Here is a 21012-nt window from a genome sequence, read left to right as displayed (position 1 = left end):
TCAAACCGCTGACGCAGCCTGGTTGCACTCGACAGCTGCGACGAATCAGCGGCCGGCGCGCGACTCACGAATATAGAAACGCGCCTTCTCGGCCTTGTTGGCGCAGCCTTCGAACGCTTCGAATTGCTGCTGGGTCTTGGCGCCGGTCAGCAGGGACAAGGCCTTGGAGTAACTCACGGTACCGGCAAAGCCTTCGGCCTTGGCCAGGTCCAGCTCTTTCCACGCGGCGTCCAATTGGCTGCCGCAGCTGTCGCGATAGGCAGTTTTCCCGGCGCAACCGGCCAGGGCCAACATGATCACAGGCACACACATCCAGGCTTTCATCGATGACACCTCAAAATAAAGAAAAACGGTCGTACCGTGTAGACGTTGCCTACAAAGAAAAGTGCCTTGTCCGCCACCCGAAATCAAAAGCGCCTATTGCCAGAGCATACCCGAGCCTAGCCGCTATTCTGGAAAAATATTGCGCGGTGGCGCGAAGATTGAAGCCGCCCCCGTATTAGGTGCATTGTGGGCGCCTGCTTAACGAAGGACATCGACCATGAAGAAGCGTGTTGCCTTGGTGCTGGGCTCCGGTGGGGCCAGGGGCTATGCCCATATCGGTGTGATCGAGGAAATCGAACGGCGCGGCTACGACATCGCCTGTATCGCCGGCTGCTCCATGGGCGCGGTGGTCGGCGGAATCTATGCTGCCGGCAAACTCGATGAGTATCGCAACTGGATCGAAAGCCTGGATTACCTCGACGTACTGCGCCTGGTCGATGTGAGCTTCCGCCTGGGAGCGATTCGCGGCGAGAAGGTCTTCGGGCAGATCCGCAAGATCGTCGGCGAGATCAATATCGAAGAGCTGCGCATCCCCTACACCGCCGTGGCCACCGACCTCACCAACCAGCAGGAAATCTGGTTCCAGGAAGGCTGCCTGCACCAGGCCATGCGCGCATCGGCGGCGATTCCGAGCCTGTTCACCCCGGTGATGCAGGGCAACCGCATGCTGGTGGACGGCGGCCTGCTCAACCCGCTGCCGATCGTGCCGGTGGTGTCGAGCCATTGCGACTTGATCATTGCGGTCAACCTCAACGCGACCAACCAGAAACACTACCACTTGCCAGTGATCCAGCGGCCGCCGGCGTTCAAGAGCCGCTTCAACAGCCTGGCGAAGTCGCTGGGTTCGCACTTGCCGTTTCGCCGCAAGCAGGCCGAGCAGTTGATGAAGCTCGAACAGGAAGCCTTGCAGGCCCAAGCGGCCGAGATCAACCCGTGGCTGGAGTCGGCCGAACCGGAATCCCAGCAGCCCGCCGCCGCCCCGGAAAAAGCCGGGGCGCCGAAGTCGGCGACCGGATCGTTCATCATCGACAACGTCGGCCCGGCATCATTGCTGGACCTGATCAACCAGAGCTTCGAGGTGATGCAGACATCGCTGGCGCAATACAAGATCGCCGGCTACCCGCCGGATGTGCTGATCAACGTGCCGAAACGGGTGTGCCGGTTTTTCGAGTTCTACAAGGCGCCGGAACTGATCGCCCTGGGGCGCGAGATCGCCAGTGATACGTTGGATCGGTATGAGAGTGAGCAGCACTGAGATTGGCGGTGTGGCTGGGGGCCTCATCGGGGGCAAGTCGAATCGTCGCACCGCCCCTCCCACATTTTGATTTGTGAACGCCTTCAACCTGTGGGAGGGGGCTTGCCCCCGATAGGGCCCTGACAGCCAACGAAAACCCACCAGGCCTAAGCCCCCAACAACCGATACCCCACCCCCGCCTCGGTCACGATAAACCGCGGCTGAGTCGGATCATCCGCCAGCTTCTGGCGCAGGTGGCCCACCACGATGCGCAGGTAGTGGCTGTCCTCGGTATGGGTCGGCCCCCAGATGTCCTTGAGCAGTTGTTGCTGGGTAATCACCCGCCCCGGATGTCGCGCCAATTGCGCCAGCACCGCGTATTCCTTGCGGGTCAGCGCCACTTCGGCGCCGTCCAGCAATACGCGGCGGAAGGCCAGGTCCACCGTCAGCGGGCCAAAACACAACGCCGCTTCCTGGGCTTCACCCGCTGGGGCCTGGCGCAACAAGGCGCGCACGCGGGCCAGAAACTCCTGGATGCCAAAGGGTTTGGTGACGTAATCGTTCGCGCCCCCATCCAGCGCCTCGACCTTTTGCACTTCGCTGGCGCGCACCGACAACACCAGCACCGGCACCGTCGACCACTCACGAAACTCGCGCAGCACCTGCTGGCCGTCCATGTCCGGCAAGCCGAGGTCGAGTACCAGCAAATCCGGCTTGCTCAAGGCGGCCTGGGCCAGGCCTTCGTTGCCAGTGCCGGCCTCGATCACTTTGTAGCCCTGGGAGGCCAGGCTGATGCGCAGGAATTTGCGGATCTGCGGTTCGTCGTCAATGACCAAAATCGTCGCGGTCTGGCTCATGGTGTCCAATCAAAATCCATCGGAAAAAGAGAGTAGCTCACGCCTCGCGTTCCAGGCCAGGCTGTGCGGGTAAAGGCAGGAACAGCGTGATGCAGGTACCCCGCCCGCCAATCCCATCGGCGACGCTGATATGCCCGCCATGGGCACCGACCATGCCCTGGCAGATCGCCAGGCCCAGCCCCGTGCCCTGCCCGCCGCGATCACCACGGGCAGCGGTGTAGAACATATCGAAAATCTTCGCGCGCTCGTCTTCGGGAATCCCGGGGCCCTCGTCCGCCACGGCGAAGAATAGCTGGTTATCCGACACCCCGGCGCTGACGTGCAAATGGCCCTGGGCCGGCGAGAATCGGGCGGCGTTTTCCAGCACGTTGACCAGCGCCTGCTCGATCAACGCGGCATGCACATACAGCAACGGCAGTTCAGACGGCACATCGATCCTCACCTGCAACGGCGCCAGCACCGCGCGCAAACGGCCGAGGGCGCTGCCGACGATATCGCCGGGCGAGACCCAATCGCGCGCCAGCTTCAACGCGCCGTGGCCCAGGCGGGTCATGTCCAACAGGTTCTGGATATAGCGGTCGAGGCGCTCGGCTTCATCGCGGGTGCCTTCGAGCAACTCGCGGCGATCCTCCAGCGGGATGGCTTCGCCGAGTGCCAGCAGGCTGTCGATACTGCCACGCATGGACGTCAACGGCGTGCGCAAATCGTGAGACACAGAGGCGAGCAAGGCACTGCGCAGTTGCTCGGTCTCGCCGTGCAGGCGCGCGGACTCCAGCTCCTGCGCCAATTGCGCGCGGGCCAACGCCTGGGCCAGCGGCTGGCTCAAGGCAGTCAGCAAGCGACGGCGCTGGCCGCTCAGTTCCATACCGGGTTTTGCGCTGACGCCGAGCAACCCCAGCGGGCCCTCTTCGCCCGACAACGGCCACCACCACCAGCGCCCGAACGGCAGCGTGCCGGTGCCCTTACCTGCCGGCTGGTCATGCTGCCAGGCCCAGTCGGCGGCGGCGCGTTCGGCTTCGGTGAAGGTCAGCGGCCCGCCGGTCTCGACTTTCCAGGCGCCCTGGCCGTCGCGGTTGACCAGGCACAGATCCAGGTCGCTCCAGCCTTCCAGGTGATGCGCCGCCGCGCTGATCACCGCCTGGCGATCGGTGGCGGCGGTGAGTTTGCGCGACAGGTCGAGCAGCTCGCTGGTTTCTTCCTGGGTATCGCGCAACGCCTGCAACTGCCGACGCTGGCGCGCCGCGAGGTTGCCGGTCAACGCCGCCATCAGCAGGAAGAACAACAGGGTCAGTACGTCTTCTTCACGCTGGATGGCGAAGGAGAATTTTGGCGGAATAAACAGGAAGTCATACGTCAGGAACGACAGCGCCGCGCACATCAGGGACGGCCCCAGGCTGCTGCGCACCGCCACCAGTAATACCGCCGCGAGAAACACCAGCGAGATATTCGGCAACGGCAACACACTGGCGACCGCCCAGGCCAGGGCCGCCGCGATCACCGTCGCGACCACCGCCAGCGCATAGTCGAACCACACCAGCCCGCGCACATCCGGCAGGCGCGGCGGTGCAGGTACGTCGTCGCTGTCGAGGATGTTGATTTCCAGACCGCGCGCATTGCGCATCAGGCGCTCGGCCACGCCACCGCCGAACAGCCGGCGTCGCCAGTTCATCCGCGACTGCCCGACCAGCACCAGGCTGGCGCGGCGCTCGGCGGCATGCTGGATCAACGTCTTGGTCACCTCACCCGCACGCAGCAGCACCACGTCACCGCCGAGGCGTTCGGCCAGTTGCTGGGCATTTTGCAGACGCAGGCGTGCTTGTTCATCGCGTGCGCGGCCGTTATCGATATGCACCAGGGTCCAGGGCAGATGGCGACGCTGCGCCACGCGGCTGGCATGGCGCACCAGGCGTTCGGCTTGTGCATCGCCGTCGACGCCGACCAGCAAGCGCCCACGCACGGCCGGCGCGGCCTGGCCGAGTTGGCGGTAACCCTGGGCCAGGTCGTCGTCGACGTGAGCGGCGGCGGTTTGCATCGCCAGCTCGCGCAGGGCCATCAGGTTGGTCTGGGTGAAAAACGCGTCGATGGCCGCACGGGCCTGTTCTGGCACATACACCTTGCCGTCGCGCAGGCGCTCCAGCAACTCGCGGGATGGCAGGTCGATCAGCAGCAGCTCATCGGCCTCCTGCAGGACCCAATCTGGCAGGGTTTCGCGCACCTGCACGCCGGTAATGCCACGCACCTGATCGTTGAGGCTTTCCAGGTGCTGGACGTTGACCGTGGTGAACACGTTGATGCCGGCGGCGAGCAGTTCCTGAATATCCTGCCAGCGCTTTTCATGGCGGCTGCCGGGCGCGTTGCTGTGGGCCAGTTCGTCCACCAGCACCAGTTGCGGCTTGGCAGCGAGCAGGCCGTCCAGGTCCATTTCCTCGAGCATCACGCCCCGGTATTCACTGCGCAGCAACGGTTGCTGCGGCAGGCCACTGAGCAACGCTTCGGTCTCGGCGCGGCCGTGGGTTTCGACCACGCCAGCGAGCAACCTGACGCCCTGGCGCAACTGCGTGTGGGCGGCCTGGAGCATGGCATAGGTCTTGCCCACACCCGGCGCGGCGCCAAGGAAGACTTTGAGCCGGCCACGGCCGTCCCGGGGCAGATCGGCTAACAGGGCATCGGCGCGGCCGGAGTCGCTCATGCGCGGGGGTTCCTTCAGGGGTTTATAGGGTGTCTTTCAGGGCGCTATCGCGGGCAAGCCCTCTCTCACATGTGGAATGCATTGCCCGCGATAGCGGCGCTCCTGTTTACAATTTTTCCAGGGCCATGTTCAGCGCCAGCACATTCACCACCGGCGGGCCCACCAGTGGGCTTTCGATGTGTTCATCCAGCAAGCGTTGCAGGGTGGCCACCGGCACATTCCGCGCGGCGGCTACCCGCGCCAGTTGATAGGCAATCGCCTGCGGAGGCAAGTGTGGATCAAGACCGCTGCCGGAGGTAGTCAGCGAGGCTAACGGCACCGGCCCTTGCGCGGGCACGAACTGTTTATTCGCGTCATCGAACACGCGCGTGGCCAGTGCCGGGTTGCTTGGCCCCAGGTTGCTCGCGCTGCTGGACACGGTCGCGAACGCGCCTGCCGAAGGACGCGGGTGGAACCAGCTGTCGCCGGTAAAGTCCTGAGCGATCAGGCTGGAGCCGCGCACCTTGCCGCTGGCGTCGCGCACCAGGCTGCCGTTGGCCTGGTCCGGGAAGGCAACCTGGGCGACACCGGTCACCACCAACGGGTAGGCGACGCCGGTGATCAGGGTCATGAGGACCAGCAGGCTCAGGGCCGGGCGGATGATATTGGACATTTCAAATTCCTCGATTCGGTCAGTGCAACCTGTGGCCACCGCTTTGCCGGTGCCCACAGGCATCGGGTCAAACCAGGTGCAGCGCGGTCAGCAACATGTCGATCGCCTTGATGCCCACGAACGGCACCACAATCCCGCCCAGGCCGTAGATCAACAGGTTGCGCCGCAGCAACGCCGCCGCACTCGCCGCCTGCACCCGCACACCGCGCAGCGCCAGGGGAATCAGCACGACGATGATCAGCGCGTTGAACACGATGGCCGAGAGGATCGCGCTCTGCGGGCTCTGCAGGTGCATCACGTTGAGCACGCCAAGTTGCGGGTAGATCGAGGCGAACAGCGCCGGCAGGATCGCGAAGTACTTGGCCACGTCGTTAGCGATGGAAAAGGTGGTCAGCGCGCCGCGGGTCACCAGCAATTCCTTGCCGATCTGCACCACGTCCAGCAGCTTGGTCGGGTCGCTGTCGAGGTCGACCATGTTGGCCGCTTCGCGGGCAGCCTGGGTGCCGTCGTTCATCGCCATGCCGACGTCCGCCTGGGCCAGCGCCGGGGCGTCGTTGGCGCCGTCGCCGCACATCGCCACCAGTCGGCCGTCGTTCTGTTCGTGGCGGATCCGTGCGAGTTTTTTCTCCGGGGTGGCTTCGGCCAACACGTCGTCCACGCCGGCTTCCGCAGCAATCGCGGCCGCTGTCAGCGGGTTGTCGCCGGTGACCATCACGGTGCGGATCCCCAGCTTGCGCAGCTCGGCAAACCGTTCGCGGATGCCGGGCTTGACCACATCCTTCAGATGGATCGCACCGAGCAACTTGCCATCGGCGCACACCAGCAACGGCGTGCCGCCGCTCTGGGCGATCTTGTCGACTTCCCGCGACAGGGCCGGTTGCAGGTCGCCGCGAGGCTGACCGATAAACGCCAGCAGCGAGTCCACGGCGCCTTTGCGGAATACGCGGCCCTGATAGTCGACGCCGGACAAACGGGTTTCGGCGGTGAACGGCACGGCGGTCAGTTCCGCCAGGGACGGCTCGGCTTGCGGGTGCAGGGCACGCAGGTATTCAACGATGGATTTACCTTCTGCCGTGTCATCCGCCAGGGACGCCAGCAGCGCGCCCTCGGCCAGTTCCCGGCCGCTCACGCCCGGCGCCGCCACCACTGCCGCGCAGCGACGGTTGCCAAAGGTGATGGTGCCGGTCTTGTCCAGCAACAACACATGCACGTCCCCCGCCGCTTCCACGGCGCGACCGGACTTGGCGATCACGTTGAGGCGCACCAGGCGGTCCATGCCGGCGATACCGATGGCCGAGAGCAAGCCGCCGATGGTGGTCGGAATCAGCGTCACCAGCAGGGCGACCAGGAACACCAGGGGCAAGCTGCCATTGGCGAAGTGAGCGAACGGCTGCAGGGTCACGACCACCAGCAGGAAGATCAGAGTCAGGCCGATCAGCAGGATATCCAGCGCCACTTCGTTGGGGGTTTTCTGGCGTTTGGCGCCTTCCACCAGCGCGATCATGCGGTCCAGCGTGGACTCGCCGGGGTTGGCGGTGATGCGGATCAGCAGCCAGTCCGAGACCAGGCGCGTGTTGCCGGTGACGGCCGAGCGATCGCCGCCGGATTCGCGGATCACCGGTGCGGATTCGCCGGTGATCGCCGCTTCGTTGACCGCGGCGATGCCTTCGATGACCTCGCCGTCGCCGGGGATCATTTCCCCGGCGGCGACGCGCACCACATCACCTTTGCGCAGGCTGGTGGCGGGCACGACCTTGAAGCTGCCATCGGCCTCCTTGCGCCGAGCGCTGAGGCCTTCGCTGCCGGCCTTGAGGCTGTCGGCGCGGGCCTTGCCACGCCCTTCGGCCAAGGCTTCGGCGAAGTTGGCGAACAGCACGGTAAACCACAGCCACACGGCGATTTGCGCGGCGACGAAGGTCGGCACGGCGGTGTCGGGCACCAGGCACAGCACGGTGGTGAGGATGGCGGTCAGTTCGACCACCAGCATCACCGGCGAGCGTTGCAGTTGCCGTGGGTCGAGCTTGACGAACGCCTGGACCAGCGCCGGGCGCCATAGCGCGGAGATCGCGGTTTTGGCGGGTTCGTGGGTTTTGACCGGGCTCGCGTTTTTTGCAGGCATGTTCATTTTCATATCCCTCGGCTCTTCATTTAAAAGCAGCCATGCTCAGGTGTTCAGCAATAGGGCCCAGTGCCAGTGTCGGCAGGAAGGTCAGGCCGCCCACCAGCAAAATGGTCACGGTCAACAGGGTCACGAACAGCGGACCATGGGTGGGGAAGCTGTTCTGGCCAATCGGTGCGGTCTTCTTCATCGCCAGGCTGCCGGCCAGGGCCAGTACCGGGAGGATGTAGCCGAAGCGACCGATCAACATGCCCAGGCCCAGCATCAGGTTGTGGAACGGCGTGTTGGCACTGAAGCCGCCGAACGCCGAACCGTTGTTGGCACTGGCCGAGGTGTAGGCATAGAGCAACTGGCTGAACCCGTGGGGACCAGGGTTGCTGATCGCACCGGCCGGGCCGGGCAGGCTGGAGGCTATGGCACCGAGCACCAGCACGCCGATCGGCATCACCATCAGGGTCACGACCAGCAATTGCACTTCCTTGGCCTGCAGCTTCTTGCCCAGGTATTCCGGAGTGCGGCCGATCATCAGGCCGGCGAGGAACACCGCGATCAGCACGTTGAGCAACATGCCGTACATACCGGCGCCGACGCCGCCGAAGATCACTTCGCCGACCATCATGTTGACCAGTGCCACCATCCCGCTGAGGGGGCTGAGGCTGTCGTGCATGCCGTTGACCGAACCGTTGGACGCCGCGGTGGTGGTCACCGACCACAACACGGTGCCAGTGGTGCCGAAGCGCGCTTCTTTACCTTCCAGCGGTGCGGTCTGCTCAACCGTCGGGTTGTTCAGGGTCGGGTTGGGCTGGTATTCGGCCCACAGCGAGGTCGCGCCGCCGATCAGGAACAGGGCCAGCATGCAAGCGAGAATCGCCCGGCTCTGACGCAGATCCTTCACGTAATGGCCGAAGGTAAACACCAGCGCCACCGGGATCAGGATGATCGCCGACACCTCGAACAGGTTGGCCCAGGCCGTCGGGTTTTCAAACGGATGCGCCGAGTTCACGCCAAAGAAACCACCGCCGTTGGTGCCCAGTTGCTTGATGGCAATCTGGCTGGCTGCCGGGCCCAAAGGGATCACCTGGTCGACGCCCTGCAGGGTCACGGCATCAACGTAATGCGCGAAGGTTTGCGGCACGCCCTGCCACACCAGGAACAACGCCATCACCAGGCACAACGGCAACAGGCCGTAGAGCGTGGCGCGGGTCATGTCGACCCAGAAGTTGCCCAGGGTCTGGGTGGATTTGCGACCGATCCCACGGCACAGCGCGACCAGGACTGCCAGGCCGGTGGCCGCACTGACGAAGTTCTGCACGGTGAGGCCGGCCATCTGGCTGAGGTAGCTCAGGGACGCTTCACCGCTGTAAGACTGCCAGTTGGTGTTGGTGATGAAACTGACTGCGGTGTTGAAGGCCTGGGTCCACTCCAGGCCCGGCAACTTCTGCGGGTTCAGTGGGAAGTAGCCCTGGAACAACAGGATCGAGAACAGCAACACAAACCCGGCGAGGTTGAACGCCAGCAACGCCAGCATGTATTTCTGCCAGCTCTGTTCCTGCTGCGCGTCCACGCCCGAGAGGCGATAGCACGCGCGCTCCACGGGCCCGAGCAGCGGCGTGAGCCAAGTGCGCCGGCCTTCCATCACGTTGTAATAGAACCGCCCCAGGAACGGGGCCGGCACCAGTACCACGGCGAAGAAGGCGATGATCAGCCAATAGTCATAACTGTGCATAGCCTGCTCCTAGTTCCGATCCGCGCGTAACAGCGCAACCAGCAGATAAATGAACAGCGCCACGGCCAATAGCAGTGACACCCCGTCCAGAACGCTCATGGAAGTCTCTCCGTTTAGCGGCGAGTGCCGCGTGTGGGGCAATTGTCGGCAGGAGTGGTGTAAAGGAACGAGAGCGAGGGGCTGGGTGGGGCGTAAAGATGGCGTAAAGAGTGGGTTTATGCGGGGTTTACACCGGGGGTTTCGGCGCCTGGGCGGGCGCTATCGGGGGCAAGCCCCCTCCCACAGGTTGATCGGCGCTCGGCGTGACAACTCGGTCAAGTGTGGGAGGGAGCTTGCTCCCGATAGCACCGGCACAGTCACCGCCGCACTTATCTGGTGCAGCAACAGAAAATTTCAAACGCCAAACCATCCCCCAAACGACAGTAGCGCAGCTTTACGACAATGATTCTCAGGCTGGCATGGCCGCTGCAACACCTTGAATCATTCCAACCGGTTCAGGGAGCGCAATACGATGAACACACAACTCAAACCCACCTTGGGCACCCTGCATTTGTGGGGCATCGCGGTCGGGCTGGTGATTTCCGGGGAATACTTCGGCTGGAGCTATGGCTGGGGCGTGGCCGGGACCTTGGGCTTCCTGGTGACCTCGTTGATGGTCGCCGCGATGTACACCTGCTTTATCTTCAGTTTCACCGAACTGACCACCGCCATTCCCCACGCAGGTGGGCCCTTTGCCTACAGCCGCCGCGCGTTTGGTGAGAAAGGCGGCCTGATCGCCGGCCTGGCGACCCTGATCGAATTCGTGTTCGCCCCACCCGCTATCGCCTTGGCCATCGGTGCGTATCTGAATGTGCAGTTTCCCGCACTCGATCCGAAACACGCCGCCGTCGGCGCCTACATCGTGTTCATGGGCCTGAACATCCTCGGCGTGAAACTCGCCGCCACCTTCGAACTGGTGGTGTGCGTACTCGCCGTCGCCGAACTGCTGGTATTCATGGGCGTGGTCGCCCCCGCGTTCAGCTTCAGCAACTTCGCCCTCAATGGCTGGGCCGGCTCCGACACCTTCGGCGCCCCGGCGATTGCCGGAATATTCGCGGCGATCCCCTTCGCGATCTGGTTCTTCCTCGCCATCGAAGGCGCGGCCATGGCGGCCGAGGAAGCGAAAGATCCCAAGCGCACCATTCCGAAAGCCTACATCAGCGGCATCCTGACCCTGGTGATCCTGGCCATGGGCGTGATGTTCTTCGCCGGCGGCGTGGGCGACTGGCGCACTCTGTCGAATATCAACGACCCGCTGCCCCAGGCGATGAAAACCGTGGTCGGTGAAAGCTCCGGCTGGCTGCACATGCTGGTGTGGATCGGCCTGTTCGGGCTGGTAGCGAGCTTCCACGGCATCATCCTTGGCTACTCGCGCCAATTCTTCGCCCTGGCTCGGGCCGGCTACCTGCCGTCGTTCCTGGCCAAGCTGTCGCGTTTTCATACACCGCACCGGGCAATCATCGCTGGCGGCGTGGTCGGTATTGCCGCCATCTACAGCGACGGTTTGATCAACCTGGGCGGCATGACCCTGACTGCTGCAATGATCACCATGGCCGTATTCGGCGCCATCGTGATGTACATCATGAGCATGCTCAGCCTGTTCAAACTGCGTAAGACCGAACCGCTGCTGGAACGCACCTTCCGCGCTCCGGGCTACCCAATCGTGCCGGGCATCGCGCTGGTGCTGGCGGTGGTGTGCCTGGTGGCCATGGCCTGGTTCAACGCACTGATCGGCATGATCTTCCTCGGCTTCATGGTGGTCGGCTTCATCTACTTCCAGATGACCGCGCACGACCGCGCCGCGGCACCGGCAGATGCAATGTTGACCGGGCTCTAAGGTTTTGAGGCGGAACAGGCCTACACTGAACTACTCAGAAAGCCTGTAACTCAAAGCAGTTATTACCGTGGGAAAAACCTCCCACGGCAATCTGCCTCAAGGAGAGCGTTATGCCGTGGTATGCATGGTTGATTATGGTGGTTGCGATCGGGTCGATCGTCGGCGGGCTGCTGATGCTGCGTGACAGCGCCAACAAAGTGGAACTCACCGACGAACAACGCAAACGCGTGGCCGAGCGCAATGCGCAGGCGGATGCCAAGGACTCGCAGGACCGCTGACCTGGTTTGCCCCTGTGGCGAGGGAGCTTGCTCCCGTTGGGCTGCGAAGCAGCCCCCTCCCCCGGTTACTCCCAATCCGCCTTGGCAATCTGCAACCCGTGCAGCCCCTTATAAGCAGCACGCGCAGGCGAGCTCCAACCGTTCAGCAACTCTTCTTCCAATCGATAAATCTCAACCCCCAGCGGACGACACACCGTCAGCGGGTCCTGTGCATCCGGGCCCCACATCGGCAGCGACAGATCCCCGCCCGGGCAGGTCGACAGCGCACACAACAAATCAATCTCGGCAAAAAACTCCAGGTAATCGCCCTTCTGCGCCGGACAGGCTTTCATGAAATACATGTCGTCGTGATTGAGGCCGGTGCATTGGAAGATGTTCAGCACGTCATGCACGTCGAATTCCGTCAGACCGTGAGGCAACACCGCACGGGTCAGGTTCGAGTGACAGTGATGATGGAAATCTTCACCAGTGAGCATGCGGTTCACATACGGATCGCAGCGCGTACCGAGCAAATCATGCAGGCGCCCGCCGTGCTCATCGATGCCGTAGCTGGCCAGGCTGTCATCGGTGATGGTCACCAGCGGCCGCAGGAACGGCAGGTTAGACCACAACCGATCATGGGTGCTGACATGCGCGCCCTGTAACTGGCGCGTGCGCGCGGCCCACAGGCGTTCGCGCGGGTCGTTGGCGTTCCACACATTGAAGTCGCCCACCTGCGGCCCCACCGGCGTAGTCACACGGAACACATGCCCGGCCAGCACCTTCCACGCCCTGCCCGTGCGAATCGGCACCTCGAACTGTTCGACCAAGGTGCGTTGATCCTTGCGCTCACGGATACGTTCGTAAAACGCGGTGTCGACCTGCAACGCCGAACCCTTGCTGACCTGGTAAGCGGCTGGATAGTCTTTGTACATGGGGCAAATCCTCGATCAAGGGAAAGTAAACAGGGCCAACGACTGCCGTTCTGAATCATCCAGGTACAGGCTCATCGCCTCCCCGGCCGCCAGCTTGTTGTTATTGGCTAATAACGTGTGGATCTCAAGGTCCCGTTCCAGCCAGGGCGACTGGAAACGCTGCTCATCGGGCGCGGCGCAGAACACCAGACGCAACTGCGCAATCACCTGGGCGAAAAACTCGTCAAACAACGGGCTGCGCATCAGCCCGACAATCTGCTGATGCACCAACAGGCTGTGGGTCGCAACCGCACGCCAGTCCTCACGCTCCCGGGCCAGCGCGGTGGCCTCGATGGCGTTTTGCATACGCTCGGATTGATCCTGGGTGAACGCACCGCTCTGGGCAATGGCCTGCAATTCGAGCGTGCGGCGGACGACAAATAAATCACGCACCTCTTCGCGCTCCAACCGACGAACCACCACGCCCTTGTTGCGCACATAGCGCGTCAACCCTTCCCGCTCCAAACGGTGCAACGCCTCACGAATCGTATTGCGCGATGCGTTATAGGCCCTGACCAGCTCGGCTTCGACCAATGCCATTCCCGGCAACAGTCGGCCACCAATGATGTCGGCACGCAGTTCCAGGGCGATCTGGTCGGCTAAGGACAAGCTGAGTGTCATCGTTACCTCACGATTGTTGAACAATCCTCCCTGTATCAGTAATCACTTTTCATGCCAACGCCACCCCGGGGGTAAAAGTTCAGCTTGGTTAACATGTCGGCACGTCTACGAGGCAGGCTATGCGCTATTCACACGACCACAACGCTCTAACCCGCATCATCAAGGAAGCCTCCGTTTGCTTTTGCCGCGATGGCGTCGGCGCCACCGGCCTGCCGCCCTTGATGAAAGCACTGAACCTGACCCATGGCGGGTTCTATGCACACATCTCAAATCCAAGGATGAAGGGGTGCTGAGCAGAAGTGTCGAGAGCGCTGAATTGGCGACGCGCATCATGGGCGGGTACGTGAACGTTTGAAGGCGCAGCTATTGCACTATAAAAAGGCCGGTCAATAACCGGCCTCCTCGGCGAACGCTGCCCCCTTAGTTGATCGCTAGCCTGTCGCGATTCCGCTCCAGCAGTGCCTTGCCGATCCCCTTAACCTCCAACAACTCATCAAGCGCCTTGAAAGGGCCGTTGCTGTTGCGGTAAGCAACGATAGCCCTCGCCTTTGCGGCGCCAATGCCCAGGAGATCACGTTGCAAGGCTTCAGCATCTGCAGCGTTGAGATTGACCTTGGTGGACTGCTCCACCGGGTTCATCTGGCCAGAGCGGATGGTAGCGGGCTCGGGCGTGATCGCAGGCGCCGCGGTAGTTGCTACCGAGATGCTCGCAAGGAGGGCGAAAACGAGGGAAGAAAAATAAGCGTTTGGCATGAGTGACGCTCCATGACATCAATGAGTGAAAGCAGCTTTTCCAAAGCTGCTTCTCTAACTTAGGTGATGTGCGTAGAGAGTCAAAAATGGCTGCGTTACAGCGTGTGAATTCAGGGTTCAAGCCGGTGCCGTTGATAGATCAGGTCGACAATTTCGCCATCCGGAGAGTAACCACTGACGGTGTCACGCAAGAGTTGGCGGACGCGGGAGTAATCATCCACATCTACCGCTGCAAGCAGCTCACTCAATTTGCCTTTCAGGACATCCCATGACAGGAAGTCTTCATTGGCACTCATGATCATCGGATGCTGCGTGGCGACTACGTTGTCGCCGATAAGCAACTCTTCATAAAGTTTTTCGCCAGGACGCAGCCCAGTGAATTCAATGGCGATATCGCCATGGGGATTTTTGTCGGAACGAACGCTCAGGCCGGAAAGGTGAATCATTTTCTCCGCCAACTCGACAATTTTCACCGGCTCGCCCATATCCAGCACAAATACATCACCGCCCAGCCCCATGGAGCCGGCCTGGATGACCAACTGTGCCGCTTCGGGGATCGTCATGAAATAGCGTGTGATTTTTGGGTGAGTGACGGTCAAAGGGCCGCCTGACTTGATTTGTTTGTGAAAAAGCGGAATGACGGAGCCTGATGAACCCAGCACATTACCGAATCTCACCATCGTGAAGCGAGTCTTGTTGACGCGGGAAAAACCCGACCTATCACCGAACATAACCGGCGCTTTCTCACGGCTGAGCGCCTGTAATGCCAGTTCTGCAAGTCGTTTTGTACTGCCCATCACATTGGTAGGACGAACAGCTTTGTCGGTGGAAATCAGTACAAAGTTAGCTACCCCCGCCTGAAGAGCAGCCTGGGCAGTATTGAGCGTGCCAATGACATTGTTCAACACGCCTTCGGCAATATTGTGCTCGACAATCGGAACATGCTTATAAGCGGCAGCATGGTAAACCGTGTCGATATGCCAGCATTTCATCACATCGAGCAACTTAGTCTCGTTGCGCACAGAGCCCAGCATCGGTAACAGCTTAACCGGCAATGACTCGCGTGCGACTCGGTACTCAAGCTCAGATAAAATGCTGTAAAGATTGAATTCGCTATGCTCATACAGCAGCAGCGTCGTGGGCTTTAGTGCAAGGATCTGGCGACAAAGCTCCGAACCAATTGATCCACCTGCGCCCGTGACCATCACCGACTGGCCGACGATGCAACGCTCGAGGAGATCCTCTTGAGCAGGTACGGCGTCGCGCCCCAACAGGTCGGCGATATCCACTTCTTGGATGTCGTCCACTTTGACTCGACCACTCGCAAGATCCATGAAGCCCGGAACGCTGCGAACATGAAGCGGGAAGCGTTCAAGATAGCTCAGAATTTCTCGCCTGCGCCCCCGATTTGCCGACGGTACCGCCAGCAGGATTTCCTGTGCGCCTGTGGCGTCGATCATCTGCTCGATATGTTTGGGCTTGAACACTTGCAAGCCTGAAATCACACGACCGGCAATGCTCCTGTCATCGTCGATGAACGCGACAGGACGCATGACTCGGCCCATGCGTAATGCTGCAACCAGTTGGTTGCCCGCTGAACCGGCACCGTAGATAGCAACCTTCGTCAAGCCGTCATCGCGACTAGTGAACGGAACATGCTGTACTCCGGTAAACCAGTCCCCCAAGAAATATTGACGCATTGCCAAGCGCAAGCCGCCAATCATAATCATGCTCAACCACCAGTAGTTAAAAATAACCGAGCGCGGGACAACTATCTGATGATTGCTATAGACATAGACGAACATACCGAGGATGAGCGAGGAAAGACTGACTGCCTTGATTATTGTGACAAGCGCATCATTGCCGAAATAGCGCATCACCGCCCGGTACATGCCAAAACGGATAAACAGAGGGACAGCGACGATAGGAGCACTCACAAACAGCCACAAGTGATGCCGAACAGGCTCGTTCATTTCGAAAATGCCGAGACGGACGACAAAAGCCATCCACAACGAAAGCCATACCAGCACCACATCTGCAAGCACTTGCAGAATGCGCTTGTGTCGGCGCGGAAGATTCAATAAAAAAACTCTTACCTTATCCATGACCCTCTCGAACACCTCTCCAGTCTTCCAAAATCAAAAAATGAACAGCTACCCTTGAGTCCGCCAAAAATCGATTTACGATGATTGATCGGTGCTGAACAAGCGCCATACAGGCGTGGCACCCGAAGCACAAAAAAGGCTCATCCGGCACGGGAACCAGAAACGAGGCTGGGCCTTACGACTCACCACAGATCCAATCCCGATATGATACTCAGGTTGTACCACAAATCCTCTGCATTCCCTGACCCAGGGGCAACCGACTGGCTGACCCGAAGCGCACGTACACGTTGTTGGCAGGCCAATCCATGCGTAGGAAAACTCAGAGACACTCGCGGGACTCGTCCATCTTACCCGCCCCCGCGCCGATGACGGTCACACAAAACCAGTATAACCGGCGCACTAGGATTCACACCCCAGTCTCTGTAATGCTAGTGTCTAAATTGATCAGATTAAAAAACTGAAATATTTACATTTTTTATTACTTTAATCAAAGACACCTAAGGCGCAGTGTGATTGCTCCAAACACATTGACTGCAAAAAAAGATGGCGCCATGCAAATCCCTACTGCCAACCGCCAGAAATATCACGGCCTTGAAAAACCATTGGAAAAGAAGGCTATAATCTTAATCACATCAGAAATTCAGCAATGAAACGTCACAAAAAAATGATAGACATGCGTTGTAGACGCATCCGTGACCTCAAACGTCATTTTGTACGAATAGCCATGCCAACGATGCCAGTCCATGTGCAACGCAGCAAGGGTGCAACAAGAGGGCGCTGATTCAAATGCAATACCCAGCTGTAAGAAACCCCTTACAGCAACCCTGAATCCAGCGTCGACTCACAAAACGGGCTCTAGATGGGCTTTTGAAAAAAATACAGGCAGGCGTTCGCCCCCTGTCATGTAAAAAGCAGCGAAGAGAAGTGAGTAAACACGTTATCAAAAAAGCTTAGACGTTCAAGGAACTATAAAAATTTACGACTCCCCCGCCGCATGATTAACAGAAGCGTGTGGTGAAATTCATTTTTAACACTGGTGTGGCAATGATTTTGAAAACCTTGTGTGTATTCGGCACGCGTCCTGAAGCAATTAAAATGGCCCCTTTGGCGCTGAGACTTGCTGCAGACGAGCGCTTCGATGCCAAGGTCTGCGTAACCGGACAACATCGCGAAATGTTGGATCAGGTGCTCAACCTGTTTGAGATCGCTCCGAACTTCGATCTCAATATCATGAAGTCGGGCCAGGATCTGACTGATGTCACCAGCAGCATTTTACAAGGGATGAAAGGTGTCTTCGCCAAGTTCAAACCCGATATCGTCTTGGTGCATGGGGATACAGCGACGACCTTCGCGACAACACTAGCGGCCTATTATCACCAGATCCCCGTCGCTCACGTCGAGGCAGGTCTGCGCACCGGCAATCTCTACTCACCGTGGCCAGAAGAAGCCAACCGCAAGTTGACCGGCGCGCTCGCGGCTGTACATTTCGCGCCTACAGAAACGTCCAGGCAGAACCTGCTGAGAGAAGGGGTTGATGCTGGATGCATCCATGTGACAGGCAATACCGTTATTGATGCGCTGCTTGAGGTTGTGCCAAGAATCAAAAACAGCCCCGCTCTGCAACAGAAGTTTCACCAACAGTTTTCATTCCTGGGTGAAGAAAAACGAATCATCCTCGTCACCGGCCACCGTCGCGAAAGCTTTGGCGACGGTTTCGAGAAAATTTGCCAGGCCCTGATCAAAACGGCCAAAGACTTTCCTGACGTCCAGATCGTCTATCCCGTTCACCTGAATCCAAACGTACGCGAGCCGGTCAATCGATTGTTGGCGGGCATTCAAAATGTTCATTTGATCGAGCCCCTGGATTACTTGCCATTCGTCTATTTGATGGAGCGTTCGCACCTGATTCTCAGCGACTCAGGCGGCATACAAGAGGAAGCTCCATCACTGGGCAAACCTGTGCTGGTCATGCGCGACACTACTGAGCGCCCGGAAGCCGTAGAAGCGGGTACCGTCAGGTTGGTCGGTACCGACATCGAGGTCATTACAAATAATCTGCGCAGTCTTCTGACGGACCCTGACGCTTATCACCAGATGAGCTTCGCGCACAACCCTTACGGCGACGGAAAGGCATCCGCTCGGATCCTTGAAGCTCTTTCCCAAATCAAAAAAGGCTAATCCATGAGCTTTGAAACTATTTCTGTAGTCGGCCTAGGCTACATCGGACTCCCTACTGCCGCCGTTTTCGCAGCAAGAAAGAAAAAAGTTATCGGCGTCGATGTCAACGCACAAGCGGTAGCCACGATCAACCGCGGTGATATCCATATTATCGAACCGGATTTGGACATCGTCGTACGCACCGCGGTAACTGAAGGCTATCTGAGGGCGACCACCATCGCCGAACCCGCCGATGCGTTCCTGATTGCAGTGCCGACCCCCTTCAAGGGCGACCACGAGCCTGATCTCTCTTATATTAAAGCGGCTAGTAAATCCATCGCCCCGGTACTGAAGAGAGGCGACCTAGTAATCCTCGAATCGACTTCTCCTGTGGGAGCCACTGAGCAAATGTCCGCGTGGCTGGCGCAAGCACGGCCAGACCTGAGCTTCCCGCAGACGCTGGGCGAAGCATCGGATATCCGTATTGCGCATTGTCCAGAACGCGTCCTACCTGGGCACGTGTTACGAGAGTTGATTGAGAATGATCGGATCATCGGCGGCCTGACCAGAAAATGCTCGGAAGCCGCAAAGCACTTATATCAAACATTCGTTAAGGGCGAATGCATCATTACCGACGCACGCACAGCCGAAATGTGCAAGCTCACTGAAAACAGTTTCCGCGATGTGAACATTGCTTTTGCCAATGAACTGTCGATGATTTGCAAAAAACTTGAGATTAGCGTTTGGGAACTGATTCGCTTGGCCAACCACCACCCGCGAGTCAACATTCTGCAACCGGGCCCTGGTGTTGGCGGGCACTGCATTGCTGTCGATCCTTGGTTTATTGTCAGTAAGACACCTGATGATGCGCGCCTGATCCGGACCGCTCGCGAAGTGAATGATAGTAAGCCAACATGGGTACTGGACCAAGTAAGGCTTGCGATTGGTAAGTTCCTGCAGGCGCATCCCTCCAAGACAGCCAAAGATGTGACAATCGCTTGCCTGGGCCTGGCATTCAAGCCAAACATCGACGACCTTCGTGAAAGCCCATCCCTGGAAATTGCGGTGCAAATCGCAAAAAACCACCCAGGTACCGTGCTGGCGGTGGAGCCCAACATCGAACAAATACCAGAACGCCTGAACGGTCTTGCAGCATTGAGCGAGATTGATAACGCGCTGTCCTTGGCTGATGTCGTTGTTCTGCTTGTGGACCACAGTCCGTTCAAGAACATCTCAAAAGACCAATTGTCATCACGACAAGTCATTGATACCCGCGGCGTCTGGGCCTGAAGGCATCAGGCTCAAACATAATGGTCTGGCGGAAAACACAGGTTTCCGCCAGATCTTATGCGATGACGCAATAGCGGTCATCAGGTACTCGCGGAATAGCATTTGTCGTAATAAGTTTGACGAGGTCTTAGCATGTTCAATCTACTGATTCAGGCGCTGACACTGTTAAGTGGATTAGTTGTCAATTTTGTCATCCCAGGGCTGTATGGCCTGGAAGCTTATGGCGCCTTTATTAAGGCTAACGTACTGGTATTTCTATTTCAGAAGCTCCTAGACATCATCAACGAACAACTCATTGCCAGCGTGGAGGCCGAGTACATACTCGTCACCTCACTGTTTATGGCGGTGTTGATTTTTCTACTTTTCAGCGCGATGAATCTTATCGATAGCATCGGCAATCCTTTGTTATTAGGCGTGATGCTGCTCAGTTCAACATGCTTGTTATCGCTCTTCGGCCTACGCCTTCAACGGTGGATTGTCGGCTATCTGATGATTTTCCTATGTGTGTTTTTCTCGGCGCTTCTCATCAGTTACCAAAAAATATTGCCATTGAACATCGTTGATGTGCTGATTCTGACGAACCTGCTGCCCTGCTTGTTTGCGATTGCGGTACTGGTCTGTCATGGCGCACGGTTGCCCATGGGGAAACGGCTACTGTCTACTTGCAAAAACGTCGTGGTATTACTACCGAGAATGGTATCCATCACTCTGGTATTCAATCTATTTACCAATATCCTCCCTTTTATCCTTTCAAAAAGCCTTCCCGTCCGAGATCTGGGACTTTTCCGGGTGATCGTATCAATCATTCAATCGGCGACAAGTTTATTTCCCATCAATGTCAGGGCAGTATTCGTCGCTTTCGTTTCTGGCAGCCAGCGCCAGGAGCAATATAAAATCATCATGTCAACGGCGCTACTGTACTTTGCTCTGGCAGGACTGACAGGTTACGCAGCCGGCTGGCTATTTCCCCAGTATTCCGCCTACTTAGCGATGCTACCCTGCTTACCTGTGCTTTACTGGTCTGTAGTGACAGAACGCTACCTAGTGGCCTGCGAACTTCATCGCAAGGTCATCGTCGTCAACCTGATCATTGCCCCCCTGGCAGTGGCCGGAATGATTCTCTTTGTTCACGGTCTTAAGCAGGCAGAGCTCTTTTACGCTATAGGATTCTCGGCGTACCTGTTATTTCTGCATGTTATGTGCCAACCCGGAATCCGGTTGTCAGTGGTTTTCTGGGTAGCACTACTTTCGCCAATTGCAGTAATCATGAAAGACATCAGCTTGATCTGGGGCGTACTTTATATGGGTTCGCTTACAATTATCGCAGCAGGAGTGCTTCGGCTTCGACTGGCTGATCTTCGCACATTGAGGTTTTGAC

The 21012-nt window shown here is 59.0% G+C and carries 18 protein-coding genes and 1 pseudogene; 8 read left to right on the top strand and 11 right to left on the bottom strand.

Annotated elements, in window-relative coordinates; translation table 11 throughout:
- Positions 1–45: 45 nt before the first annotated feature.
- On the bottom strand, positions 46–324 hold the full coding sequence (locus MOQ67_RS09610; protein ID WP_017848818.1) for a hypothetical protein: 279 nt from the start codon (positions 322–324) through the stop codon (positions 46–48).
- Positions 325–541: 217 nt separating this feature from the next.
- On the opposite strand from MOQ67_RS09610, the gene MOQ67_RS09605 reads away from it, so the two are divergent.
- Positions 542–1579 (top strand): patatin-like phospholipase family protein, encoded by a 1038-nt coding sequence (locus tag MOQ67_RS09605; protein WP_017848819.1) that lies wholly within the window; start codon positions 542–544, stop codon positions 1577–1579.
- Between the two features lie 146 nt (positions 1580–1725).
- Here MOQ67_RS09605 and MOQ67_RS09600 read toward each other — a convergent pair whose 3' ends face one another.
- The 6 genes from MOQ67_RS09600 to kdpF all read right to left on the bottom strand — a co-directional run bounded on the left by MOQ67_RS09600 (position 1726) and on the right by kdpF (position 9700).
- Entirely contained in the window at positions 1726–2415 is a 690-nt protein-coding gene (locus tag MOQ67_RS09600) for a response regulator (RefSeq protein WP_026140251.1), read from the bottom strand.
- 37 nt (positions 2416–2452) lie between these two features.
- The gene (locus tag MOQ67_RS09595; protein WP_017848821.1) at positions 2453–5104 is read right to left on the bottom strand and encodes a sensor histidine kinase; all 2652 of its coding nucleotides are present in this window, start codon (positions 5102–5104) and stop codon (positions 2453–2455) included.
- A gap of 106 nt (positions 5105–5210) precedes the next feature.
- Positions 5211–5756, bottom strand: a complete 546-nt coding sequence (gene kdpC / locus MOQ67_RS09590; protein ID WP_026140252.1) for a potassium-transporting ATPase subunit KdpC — start codon at positions 5754–5756, stop codon at positions 5211–5213.
- A gap of 67 nt (positions 5757–5823) precedes the next feature.
- Complete coding sequence (gene kdpB, locus MOQ67_RS09585) at positions 5824–7881, bottom strand: potassium-transporting ATPase subunit KdpB (RefSeq protein ID WP_026140253.1); 2058 nt, start codon at positions 7879–7881, stop codon at positions 5824–5826.
- Between the two features lie 19 nt (positions 7882–7900).
- The gene (gene kdpA, locus MOQ67_RS09580) at positions 7901–9601 is read right to left on the bottom strand and encodes a potassium-transporting ATPase subunit KdpA (protein WP_198717421.1); all 1701 of its coding nucleotides are present in this window, start codon (positions 9599–9601) and stop codon (positions 7901–7903) included.
- A gap of 9 nt (positions 9602–9610) precedes the next feature.
- Positions 9611–9700 (bottom strand): K(+)-transporting ATPase subunit F, encoded by a 90-nt coding sequence (gene kdpF, locus MOQ67_RS09575; protein ID WP_003218754.1) that lies wholly within the window; start codon positions 9698–9700, stop codon positions 9611–9613.
- A 412-nt stretch (positions 9701–10112) separates the two neighbouring features.
- On the opposite strand from kdpF, the gene eat reads away from it, so the two are divergent.
- Both eat and MOQ67_RS09565 read left to right on the top strand, forming a co-directional pair.
- On the top strand, positions 10113–11477 hold the full coding sequence (gene eat, locus MOQ67_RS09570) for an ethanolamine permease (protein ID WP_198717420.1): 1365 nt from the start codon (positions 10113–10115) through the stop codon (positions 11475–11477).
- Positions 11478–11587: 110 nt separating this feature from the next.
- Positions 11588–11755 carry a DUF2897 family protein gene (locus MOQ67_RS09565; RefSeq protein WP_017848826.1) on the top strand — a complete coding sequence of 56 codons (168 nt, stop codon included), beginning with the start codon at positions 11588–11590 and terminating at the stop codon, positions 11753–11755.
- Between the two features lie 65 nt (positions 11756–11820).
- Here the strand turns inward: MOQ67_RS09565 and MOQ67_RS09560 are convergent, their stop codons facing one another.
- Both MOQ67_RS09560 and MOQ67_RS09555 read right to left on the bottom strand, forming a co-directional pair.
- Complete coding sequence (locus tag MOQ67_RS09560) at positions 11821–12669, bottom strand: urea carboxylase-associated family protein (RefSeq protein WP_104903655.1); 849 nt, start codon at positions 12667–12669, stop codon at positions 11821–11823.
- A gap of 15 nt (positions 12670–12684) precedes the next feature.
- Positions 12685–13329 (bottom strand): GntR family transcriptional regulator, encoded by a 645-nt coding sequence (locus tag MOQ67_RS09555; protein ID WP_104903656.1) that lies wholly within the window; start codon positions 13327–13329, stop codon positions 12685–12687.
- Positions 13330–13448: 119 nt separating this feature from the next.
- On the opposite strand from MOQ67_RS09555, the pseudogene MOQ67_RS09550 reads away from it, so the two are divergent.
- Positions 13449–13642: pseudogene (locus MOQ67_RS09550) on the top strand (TetR/AcrR family transcriptional regulator); the annotation flags it as partial.
- Between the two features lie 107 nt (positions 13643–13749).
- On the opposite strand, the gene MOQ67_RS09545 reads toward MOQ67_RS09550, so the two are convergent.
- Both MOQ67_RS09545 and MOQ67_RS09540 read right to left on the bottom strand, forming a co-directional pair.
- The gene (locus MOQ67_RS09545) at positions 13750–14082 is read right to left on the bottom strand and encodes a ComEA family DNA-binding protein (RefSeq protein WP_104903657.1); all 333 of its coding nucleotides are present in this window, start codon (positions 14080–14082) and stop codon (positions 13750–13752) included.
- A gap of 110 nt (positions 14083–14192) precedes the next feature.
- A complete protein-coding gene (locus MOQ67_RS09540) occupies positions 14193–16187 on the bottom strand; it encodes a polysaccharide biosynthesis protein (protein ID WP_104904564.1) in 1995 nt (664 codons plus the stop codon).
- A 509-nt stretch (positions 16188–16696) separates the two neighbouring features.
- Between MOQ67_RS09540 and MOQ67_RS09535 the strand changes: the two genes are divergently transcribed.
- The 4 genes from MOQ67_RS09535 to MOQ67_RS09520 all read left to right on the top strand — a co-directional run bounded on the left by MOQ67_RS09535 (position 16697) and on the right by MOQ67_RS09520 (position 21011).
- Positions 16697–16837: a hypothetical protein gene (locus MOQ67_RS09535; RefSeq protein WP_198717419.1), complete on the top strand. Its 141-nt coding sequence runs from the start codon at positions 16697–16699 to the stop codon at positions 16835–16837.
- Between the two features lie 394 nt (positions 16838–17231).
- Positions 17232–18365, top strand: a complete 1134-nt coding sequence (gene wecB / locus MOQ67_RS09530) for a non-hydrolyzing UDP-N-acetylglucosamine 2-epimerase (RefSeq protein ID WP_198717436.1) — start codon at positions 17232–17234, stop codon at positions 18363–18365.
- A 3-nt stretch (positions 18366–18368) separates the two neighbouring features.
- Positions 18369–19634, top strand: coding sequence for a UDP-N-acetyl-D-mannosamine dehydrogenase (wecC, locus tag MOQ67_RS09525; RefSeq protein ID WP_104903658.1), 1266 nt, complete (start codon positions 18369–18371; stop codon positions 19632–19634).
- A gap of 132 nt (positions 19635–19766) precedes the next feature.
- The gene (locus tag MOQ67_RS09520) at positions 19767–21011 is read left to right on the top strand and encodes a hypothetical protein (RefSeq protein WP_448675919.1); all 1245 of its coding nucleotides are present in this window, start codon (positions 19767–19769) and stop codon (positions 21009–21011) included.
- The last annotated feature ends 1 nt before the right edge of the window (position 21012 follow it).

This window comes from Pseudomonas sp. LY-1 (assembly GCF_053502595.1).
This window is presented reverse-complemented; position numbering and strand designations above follow the sequence as displayed.